General features: G+C 52.8%; 11 protein-coding genes and 2 pseudogenes. 1 reads left to right on the plus strand and 12 read right to left on the minus strand.

The genetic code is table 11. The features are described from left to right. The 8 genes and pseudogenes from QCH34_RS03065 to QCH34_RS03100 all read right to left on the minus strand — a co-directional run. Positions 1–552, minus strand: a pseudogene (locus tag QCH34_RS03065) (serine/threonine protein kinase); the annotation flags it as partial. Between the two features lie 7 nt (positions 553–559). Further along, positions 560–715 (minus strand): 30S ribosomal protein S27ae, encoded by a 156-nt coding sequence (locus QCH34_RS03070; protein ID WP_300329903.1) that lies wholly within the window; start codon positions 713–715, stop codon positions 560–562. 2 nt (positions 716–717) lie between these two features. Next, positions 718–1011, minus strand: a complete 294-nt coding sequence (locus tag QCH34_RS03075) for a 30S ribosomal protein S24e (protein ID WP_300329905.1) — start codon at positions 1009–1011, stop codon at positions 718–720. 28 nt (positions 1012–1039) lie between these two features. Beyond that, on the minus strand, positions 1040–1543 hold the full coding sequence (locus tag QCH34_RS03080; RefSeq protein ID WP_300329907.1) for a GTP-dependent dephospho-CoA kinase family protein: 504 nt from the start codon (positions 1541–1543) through the stop codon (positions 1040–1042). Beyond that, positions 1543–1749, minus strand: a complete 207-nt coding sequence (spt4, locus tag QCH34_RS03085) for a transcription elongation factor subunit Spt4 (protein ID WP_300329911.1) — start codon at positions 1747–1749, stop codon at positions 1543–1545. The genes QCH34_RS03080 and spt4 overlap by 1 nt, the downstream gene beginning before the upstream one ends. Further along, positions 1736–2317 (minus strand): DNA-directed RNA polymerase, encoded by a 582-nt coding sequence (locus QCH34_RS03090; protein WP_300329915.1) that lies wholly within the window; start codon positions 2315–2317, stop codon positions 1736–1738. The genes spt4 and QCH34_RS03090 overlap by 14 nt, the downstream gene beginning before the upstream one ends. Before the next feature lie 9 nt (positions 2318–2326). Further along, positions 2327–2740: a PIN domain-containing protein gene (locus QCH34_RS03095; RefSeq protein WP_300329918.1), complete on the minus strand. Its 414-nt coding sequence runs from the start codon at positions 2738–2740 to the stop codon at positions 2327–2329. Further along, a complete protein-coding gene (locus QCH34_RS03100) occupies positions 2704–3939 on the minus strand; it encodes a translation initiation factor IF-2 subunit gamma (RefSeq protein ID WP_300329920.1) in 1236 nt (411 codons plus the stop codon). The genes QCH34_RS03095 and QCH34_RS03100 overlap by 37 nt, the downstream gene beginning before the upstream one ends. Before the next feature lie 189 nt (positions 3940–4128). Here QCH34_RS03100 and nikR point away from each other — a divergent pair, with 189 nt between their 5' ends. After that, positions 4129–4557 (plus strand): nickel-responsive transcriptional regulator NikR, encoded by a 429-nt coding sequence (gene nikR, locus QCH34_RS03105; protein WP_300329923.1) that lies wholly within the window; start codon positions 4129–4131, stop codon positions 4555–4557. A gap of 3 nt (positions 4558–4560) precedes the next feature. Here nikR and QCH34_RS03110 read toward each other — a convergent pair whose 3' ends face one another. From QCH34_RS03110 to QCH34_RS03125, 4 genes and pseudogenes are all read right to left on the minus strand, one after another. Beyond that, on the minus strand, positions 4561–4848 hold the full coding sequence (locus tag QCH34_RS03110) for a DUF2098 family protein (protein ID WP_300329926.1): 288 nt from the start codon (positions 4846–4848) through the stop codon (positions 4561–4563). Between the two features lie 48 nt (positions 4849–4896). Continuing rightward, entirely contained in the window at positions 4897–5874 is a 978-nt protein-coding gene (locus tag QCH34_RS03115; RefSeq protein WP_300329929.1) for a histone deacetylase, read from the minus strand. Between the two features lie 70 nt (positions 5875–5944). After that, the gene (gene glmS / locus QCH34_RS03120) at positions 5945–7693 is read right to left on the minus strand and encodes a glutamine--fructose-6-phosphate transaminase (isomerizing) (RefSeq protein WP_300329932.1); all 1749 of its coding nucleotides are present in this window, start codon (positions 7691–7693) and stop codon (positions 5945–5947) included. Next, positions 7694–8029, minus strand: a pseudogene (locus tag QCH34_RS03125) (nucleotidyl transferase); the annotation flags it as partial.

The raw sequence follows: 8029 nt of genomic DNA on the forward strand, positions 1-8029 counted from the left end.
ATAGGATCCCTCTTTTGCAAGATTCTCGACAATCGGCCCTCCCGGGTGGGGAAGATTGTGATGGCGTGCAAACTTGTCAAGGGCATTGCCTATCCCGATATCAAGGGTCTCGCCGAAGATGCGGTACCTTCCATTGAGATAGCCGAGCACCTGCGTATTCGCACCGCTCGCATAGAGCACAATCGGATCATCATATCCTGTGGCAAACCGCCCTATCTCGATATGTGCAACACAATGGTTGACACCAATAAGCGGAACCCCGAGACGGAGCGCCAGTGAGCGTGCAGCAGTACCAACAGTCCTGAGGCATGGGCCAAGGCCGGGACCCTGTGAGAACGCAACACCGGTGATCTCATCTGCATCAGCAAGAGCAGATGAGATCACATCCTTTAACACAGCTGCATGATGCCTTGCCGCTTCACGCGGGTGAATCCCTCCCTGTGGAGGCGAGTACGCAGAAGACGACAGGCTGACAAGATCATCATCAAAAACAGCGGCACTGAGGTTCCATGCAGTCCCCTCAATACCCAGTACCTGCCCTACATGAGGCATGGATCAGTTACTTGTTGAATTCGGTAAAACCACACTTGCCGCAGGATACACGGTCAGAGTGTGTGGCAAGAAAAACACCGGGTCCGCAGCGGGGGCAGTGGCGTTTCTGTGAAACTGCCTTGTCACCCTCGATTGCATAGTGCTTGTAACGACCATCAGCCATTATTACTCCTCCGCTTCTGCCTTTGGCTGGCCACGGGCGATGAGGTACTCGCGTTCCGTCCGATCACGGGCTTCCGGTGAATCGTAGATTCTTGCAAGGCCCTTTCCGACACATGAACCATAATGGGTCTTGATCGAATCAAGTGCCATCTTCTCCTCGTTCGCATTCAGAAGAGCACCGAGCTTTCCAATGATCTCTTTCCTTGACGGAGTTGCGCCGTCAAACGTCAGGGTGAACTCCACCTCATTTCTCAGCAGGAGTTCGTTTCTGGTATTGGCTGTTATCTGAATATCCATCGGTATCCCAGAATTATTATCATGGTAGTTATTTAATACTGGCGTTCTCACTGGTGAAATATGAGAGGAGAACCTGTGCCTCTTCGCGGGCAGCGTCATCAATCTCCCTGAGGACAACCCCCTCACCCGGCTGTCCATAGAGGACAAGGGCACCGCGGGGGGCTGCAATAACCAGTGGAATCACCGCAAGATCCTCCTCGCCATCAACAAATACAAGAGCAGGAGGATCTGCAAGGGCACGGCGAAGCCCGGCGATCAGATCAGGGGTGATCATTCCGGCAGGATTAATCACCCTGATGTGGCTCGCGCCCGCATAAAGAGGAGTTCTGAGAAAAGGGGATCGCATTGTGTATCCATCGATAACTGCGATATCAGGATAGATGCCGCGCGAGAGAAGAGAGTCTGTCACCACATCCCCGACGGTATACACCACTCTTCCGGAGAGGAGCGGTATAACCTCGCTCATATCCGGGAAGAGGATTCCAAACGGTCTCCTGAAGAGATCGCGGAACTCATCCTGAAGACGGAGCATCAACGAACCTTCAGAGCATACCTTCCGGGAAGGTCGATGTTCATCTTTTCTGCGATCTCAGATTGTTTTGGATCGATGATGACGACATACCCCTGCCAGTCGGTCGAGAGATTGGAATCGCCACAGATGATACAGGACTCCTTATCCGAATCAAGCACCCTGTGGCACTGCCTGCATACCTTATCCTGTTTCTTACGCGCGGGCATCGGCATTCCTCTCGGCAACCTGCTTCGTCTGCTCGTCTTCAAGCCACTGTGAGGTTCCAAGACCTGCCTGCCGCATTGTCAGTCCAATCTTGCTCTCACGGGGCTCACGCTCATTTAATGAGAGGGAGACGATACGTGCCCTGACAACATCCCCGACACCGATCGTCCGGTTCGTCTCCTGGCAGACGAGCCGTGAATTCTTCTCATCGTGATTGATATAATCATCTGAGATCTGGCTCACATGCAGCATTGCATCGATTGGACCAAGGCTCACAAAGGCACCGAATCCTGTCGTTTCGACAACAATCCCCTCAACAATCTCCTGAAGAGCGATCCGGAGCGCAAGTGCCTCGAAATTGACATCATAGTACACCGCACCATCACCGGGAATAATCTCACCCTCTCCAATCTCATCGATATCGGTGACGACGATGAAGATCCCAATCTCCTTATCAATACTTCCTTCGAGCTGTTCCTGGAGAACATCAAGGAGAACAACACGGAGATCCTCACCAAGGCGGTGGGCAGGAACCCGTACCTTATCGGCTAGTTTCAGCTTGTAATACATATCCCATACCTACTTTCTGATCAATTCCAATCGTTTCTGATTTCTTAATACTATTACCGCGATCCCCTTTTGAAGGAGGAGTTCTTTTAATTTTCTGTCATTTGTCAGAACCGGGACACCGAGAGATTCAGCCTGAAGGACAACAATCTCATCGACAGGTGCCATGACATCATATGGTGGAAGAACCCTGCATTCCCGGACAAGGGCAAGTCCGAAGCGGGCAGCCGCCGCAGATTTTCCCCTGCCTTGCGAGAGCGCCCGCAGTTCATTCACCACTTCTGATGGAACAACCGGTTCAAATGCACCAAAGATCTCCTGCAGGCAGGAGAATATATCCACACCTGAACGGGAGGGGATCAGCAGGGCATTTGTATCCAGGAGGACACTTACTCTGTCAGAACCCCCATTCCGATAAGCCGCCATCGTCCACCTACCTGCCTTGAGATCGCAATCCGGGATCCAACCTCTGCACACACAGGGCGTTTCAGGACCACTTCGACGGAATTCTTCTTTGTTCCGGTAACAACACCCACAGTCACCGCAGTTCCAACAGAGAGCATCAGGGGTTCCTTGTGTTTCAGCGGTTCGATCACCTGCTCGGAAGTGGCACCAACAACCCGCTCCATCAGGGTGACATCAAATCTGAGTTTCTCCCAGACCGGCGGGAGCCTGCCCGGATGTCCTGCAACCTGCCCGACAAGGGTGTCGCTCTTTGTAATCGCCGGATCGAGTTTCGTCCCGATACCGGTAAGGCCACCTGGTGTTGCCACGGCAATCTTCTTCGAGCCCATATGCATCGAGCTGATCTTCGTCAGGATAGGCTCCCACTTCGTCTTATTCTCGATGGTATGCTGGCGTCCGGGACGGATCTCGATCTCTTCGCCATCATGGAGCAGACCCCTGATGAGTGATCCGCCGATGACACCCCCACGAATATCCTTCCATCGCGAACCCGGTTTGTTGATATCAAAGGAACGCGCGATTAAAAGGACGGGGGGACGATCGGGATCACGATCGGTATCGGGAATATTCTCATTCAAAACTGCGATGAGTGAGGAATAATTGATCCCTTTCTGCGCTGAGACAGGAATGATTGGTGCATTCTCTGCAACAGTGCCCTGGATGAATTTCTTTATCTGCTTGTAATTCTCAAGCGCTGCCTGCTGGGTAACCACATCGATCTTGTTCTGGACAATGACGATGCGCGTAATCCCGGTCAGCTCAAGTGCCATCAGGTGCTCTTTTGTCTGTGGCTGCGGGCATGGTTCATTGGCTGCAATGACGAGCATTGCTCCATCCATAATGGCAGAACCGGACAACATTGTTGCCATCAGGGTTTCGTGCCCCGGTGCATCCACAAAGGAGACCGAACGGATGGGTTCTGTTTTACCACCACAAACCGGACATTTCTCAGATGCAGAATACGCATCCTCCTCTGGACAGGTGAGGCAACGGTAAAATGTTGCATCAGCATAGCCGAGGCGGATCGATATCCCCCTCTTCAATTCTTCACTATGGCGATCGGTCCATGTGCCGGTTATCCCCGAGACGAGCGTCGTCTTCCCGTGGTCGACATGGCCGACAACGCCTATATTGACACTTGGTATTGTTGGATCATGCAAAGAAACTCAAACCTCCTTAGCCTATATAATCGTTCTTCTCATAGATAATATCTCAGTGCCTGAGTGTTCCCTCAACGCTGATGTACCGCTCTTTTTCAAGCCCCATGGAATACAATGTATGTCATTACCATGAGGGTTTTTCCGAAATAGTAATATTGTTGCATGCAATAGATACAGGTAGGAACGCATATGACCGGAGATTCAGAATTATCCCGAATTGGAATATCACTCCCAAAGAACCTGCTTGACACATTTGATGATATTATAAACATGCGTGGGTATTCATCCCGGTCCGAGGGGATCAGGGATGCAATCAGGAGCTATATCACCTACTACCAGTGGATGTCCGATGTGAAAGGGGAGCGTCAGGGTGTCATCACGATGGTGTACGATCATGAACACCGGGGCCTGATCCAGACACTCACAGAGATCCAGCACGAATATATGACCGTGATTCAGGCATCCCTCCACTCTCATGTCACCCACGATCGCTGCCTTGAGGTCATACTGGTCAGAGGCGATGGCGGGGATCTCAAGAGCATTGCCGAGCGGCTGATGGCACAAAAAGGTGTGGAATCCGTCAAACTGACAACGATTCCGGTAAAGGATAAACTCTGAAGATTATCCCCCGCCTTCACAGGCACCATCAACATTAAGCCAGGCACCCTCTGCAGCGACTGTCTCACGGAGACGCTCTTCAGTAATGGACTCCCGTGCATCTTTTTTCACTTTTACCACCTTCCCCTCCCTCAGCTCAACCGGAGTGAGGAGATCGATTCTGTAGAGGAGATCGGTTGTGTCGATGCAGCCAAAGAGGACACCCCCGATCTCTTCTATCCGGGTAATTGTTCCAACTGTTCCGGTCCTCCCGTACCGTACCGCCTGTCCCGGGATGATCTCTGTTGCCATACCGGGTTTCTCGATTTCAAAGCGGATAAAAGTATTGACTGTACCGACTCAGATCAGTACCCGTTGCAGGAGTTTTACTATCCTCATGGTGCTCGCCTGAGGCTCTCCGGGCGAAGGAACGGGGATCGGATCTCCCTTCAGCGCAGAGAAGATAGAAGAGAGGGATCTCCCCATCGACGGACCGTATCCGCCTTCAAGCACAAGGGCAACCGGCAGATCGAGTGCATCGGTGATGGTCCGTGTCAGTATGCCAAAATCCCGGGGTGCAAGATGCATACCGGCAAGCGGATCGTCGCTGAGACCGTCCTGCCCCGAGGAGATGATCAGGGCATCCGGCCTGAACCTGAGAATTGCAGGGATGAAGACATCCCTGAGAAGAGAGAGATAATCCAGAATAGTGCCACCGGGCAGGATCGGTGCATTCAGGTTATAGCCTTTCCCGGCACCTGCGCCGATCTCATCGATCCACCCGGTTCTTGGAAAACTGTTGCTCTGGTGGATTGACATCACAAGGACGCGATCACTGGTATAGAATGCCTTCTGGGTCCCGTTCCCGTGATGCACATCCCAGTCCAGAATAGCAACCCGATCACACTCTTTGAGGAGTGAGGCAGCCGCAATTGCCGCACTGTTGAAGAGGCAGAATCCCATTGCACGATCGGGTTCGGCATGGTGGCCGGGGGGGCGGACCAGTGCAAATGATCGCTCGCCATCCATGGCACGCCCAGCGGCATAGACGGCAGAACCGGCAGCATATGAAGCCACCTCATATGAATGTGAGGTGACATAGGTATCGGGATTGATGAACCTCACACCACCAAACTCCGAGAGCTGTCGTATCATCCTCACATGAGCCGGAGTATGAACGAGTTCAAGTTCCTCCACTCCGGCTAACACGGGAGGATGGATCAGAACGCCTTTTGGAATACACTCATGGAGGGTATCCAGCCGGAGAGCACATTCCGGATGATTATCGAGGTGGTGGAGGAAGAATATCTCCCCCGATACTGCTGAGGTTTTCGGCATTACGATACACTATTCCTCAATTTGGGATAAATAGCTTTCATTCTCCTCTTCATAAGAGAAGGTGCATCCTTCACTCAACCGTCACGCTCTTTGCAAGATTTCTCGGCTTGTCGATGTCGCACCCGAGTGCATCGGCGACATGGTATGCGAGACGCTGGAGGATGACAGAGACCATTGCTATGCCTGCCACCTCATGCGAGGGGGAGAGCGGGATGAAGATATCGGCGATCTCAGGCAGTTCCATATCCCCTGCAGTGCCGATCCCGATTACGGGCGCCCCGCGTGCCTTGATCTCCTTGATATTTGAGATCATCACTGCATAGGTCTTCCCCGGCATCGCAAGAGCAACAACCGGAGTATCAGGCGATAGGAGGGCAAAAGGACCATGTTTCAGCTCTCCCGCAGCGTACCCCTCTGCATGAATATAGGAGATCTCCTTCATCTTCAGGGCACCTTCAAGGGCGACAGGATAGTAGAAACCACGGCCAATGAAGAAGATCGAGTGTGCCTTCCTGCAGATTGAGACTGCCTCGTCGATTGGAACAGTGAGGGTCTCCTCGATCCCGATATTGACCCGGTCAAGGGCCTCTTCCAGTGCAGAATCGTCTGAAAGGCTGCCTGCGATCTGGAGGGCAGCTGCAAGCTGTGCGATGAACGACTTTGTTGCTGCAACACTGATCTCGGGACCGGCACGGGTATAGATGGTCGCATCGGCAATTCTCGTCACAGATGACCCGACCACATTGGTGATCGCAATCGTCGGGCATCCCCATGCCTTTGCCATCTTCAGGGCAGCCAGGGTATCCGCCGTCTCCCCGGACTGGGTAATCCCGATCACCGGATCCTTCAGGGGAGGAGTATAGTACTTGAATTCCGAGCCGATCTCCACCCGCACCGGGATGCCGCAGTATACCTCGATCAGGTATTTACAGAGGAGGGCTGCATGATAGGAGGAGCCGCAGGCAACCACCATTATGCTCATCCTGCTCCTGACAAGGTACGCAAGGGCATCGGGAGATTCCCTCACCGCATGAATTGTGTTGTAGAAGACCTGCGGCTGTTCGAAGATCTCTTTCTGCATAAAATGAGAGAAACCACCTTTCCGGGCATCCTGGATATCCCAGTCCACTTCTTCGACGGGTCTGTCAACCAGCTGGCCGTCATGAGTTATTGTGTACTCTGATCGGCTGAGAACGGCATAATCGCCATCCTCCAGATAAATCACTCTCCGTGTATGATCAATCAGAGGTGTGACATCCGAGGCACAGAAGAACTCCCGATCCCCCACCCCGATCACAAGCGGGCTTGCCATCCGTGCAGCGATAATCCGGTCATCCCCCTCGGCAATCACAAGGATGGCATATGATCCCTCAAGATGTGGGAGGACTGCCCTGACAGCAGCAGCGAGATCGCCCTTATACTGCTCCTCCACCAGATGGGCAATCACCTCGGTATCGGTATCTGAACTGAATATATGGCCGCGGGCAGTGAGATCACGCCTGAGTTCTGCATAATTTTCGATGATACCGTTATGCACAACAGCAATTTTTCCGGTACAGTCGATATGAGGGTGGGCATTCTGATCATTCGGTATGCCGTGGGTTGCCCAGCGGGTATGGCCAATCCCGATTGTTCCCGGCAAAACAGCTGCATTGGAACTTCCATCTGATATCCGGCCGCTCTTTTTCGAGATGTGAAGGGTATCGTTCTTTGTGGCAAGGCCAAATGAGTCATACCCCCGGTACTCAAGCCGCTTCAATCCCTCGATCACGATACCGGCGGCCTTTCGGCGGCCGATATACCCGACGATCCCGCACATTCAGATCACCTGCGAGCCATCAGGAATCACTCCTTCAAGCCGCCTGCCGGATTGAACCCGGCAATTGTTCCCGAGGATACATCCTTTCAGGACAACGGATGACTCCAGTGAGACACCCTCGCCGATGATGGCTCCGAAGGTTCCCCGGTGGAGTATCTTCGCATCGCTCTCGCCAAGAGGGAAAAGCCCTTCGGCAGTGATCGTTGAGAGATGATCCAGAATACTGCATCGTTCCCCGATTACCGTATCCATGACCCTGGAATGGGAGCCGATCCGAACATCATCCATGATGAGTGAGTTTTCAAGAACCGTGAAAGGCTCGATTGTGACGCGGTT

Origin of the sequence: Methanocalculus sp. (genome assembly GCF_029762515.1) — an archaeon.
GTDB lineage: Archaea > Halobacteriota > Methanomicrobia > Methanomicrobiales > Methanocorpusculaceae > Methanocalculus.

Coding starts and splice junctions, on each gene's coding strand:
- QCH34_RS03075 (WP_300329905.1), bottom strand. CDS start 1,011: ATGGATATTCAGATAACAGCCAATACCAGAAACGAACTCCTGCTGAGA.
- QCH34_RS03070 (WP_300329903.1), bottom strand. CDS start 715: ATGGCTGATGGTCGTTACAAGCACTATGCAATCGAGGGTGACAAGGCA.
- nikR (WP_300329923.1), top strand. CDS start 4,129: ATGACCGGAGATTCAGAATTATCCCGAATTGGAATATCACTCCCAAAG.
- QCH34_RS03110 (WP_300329926.1), bottom strand. CDS start 4,848: ATGGCAACAGAGATCATCCCGGGACAGGCGGTACGGTACGGGAGGACC.
- spt4 (WP_300329911.1), bottom strand. CDS start 1,749: ATGCCCGCGCGTAAGAAACAGGATAAGGTATGCAGGCAGTGCCACAGG.
- QCH34_RS03080 (WP_300329907.1), bottom strand. CDS start 1,543: ATGCTCCGTCTTCAGGATGAGTTCCGCGATCTCTTCAGGAGACCGTTT.
- QCH34_RS03095 (WP_300329918.1), bottom strand. CDS start 2,740: ATGGCGGCTTATCGGAATGGGGGTTCTGACAGAGTAAGTGTCCTCCTG.
- QCH34_RS03090 (WP_300329915.1), bottom strand. CDS start 2,317: ATGTATTACAAGCTGAAACTAGCCGATAAGGTACGGGTTCCTGCCCAC.
- glmS (WP_300329932.1), bottom strand. CDS start 7,693: ATGTGCGGGATCGTCGGGTATATCGGCCGCCGAAAGGCCGCCGGTATC.
- QCH34_RS03115 (WP_300329929.1), bottom strand. CDS start 5,874: ATGCCGAAAACCTCAGCAGTATCGGGGGAGATATTCTTCCTCCACCAC.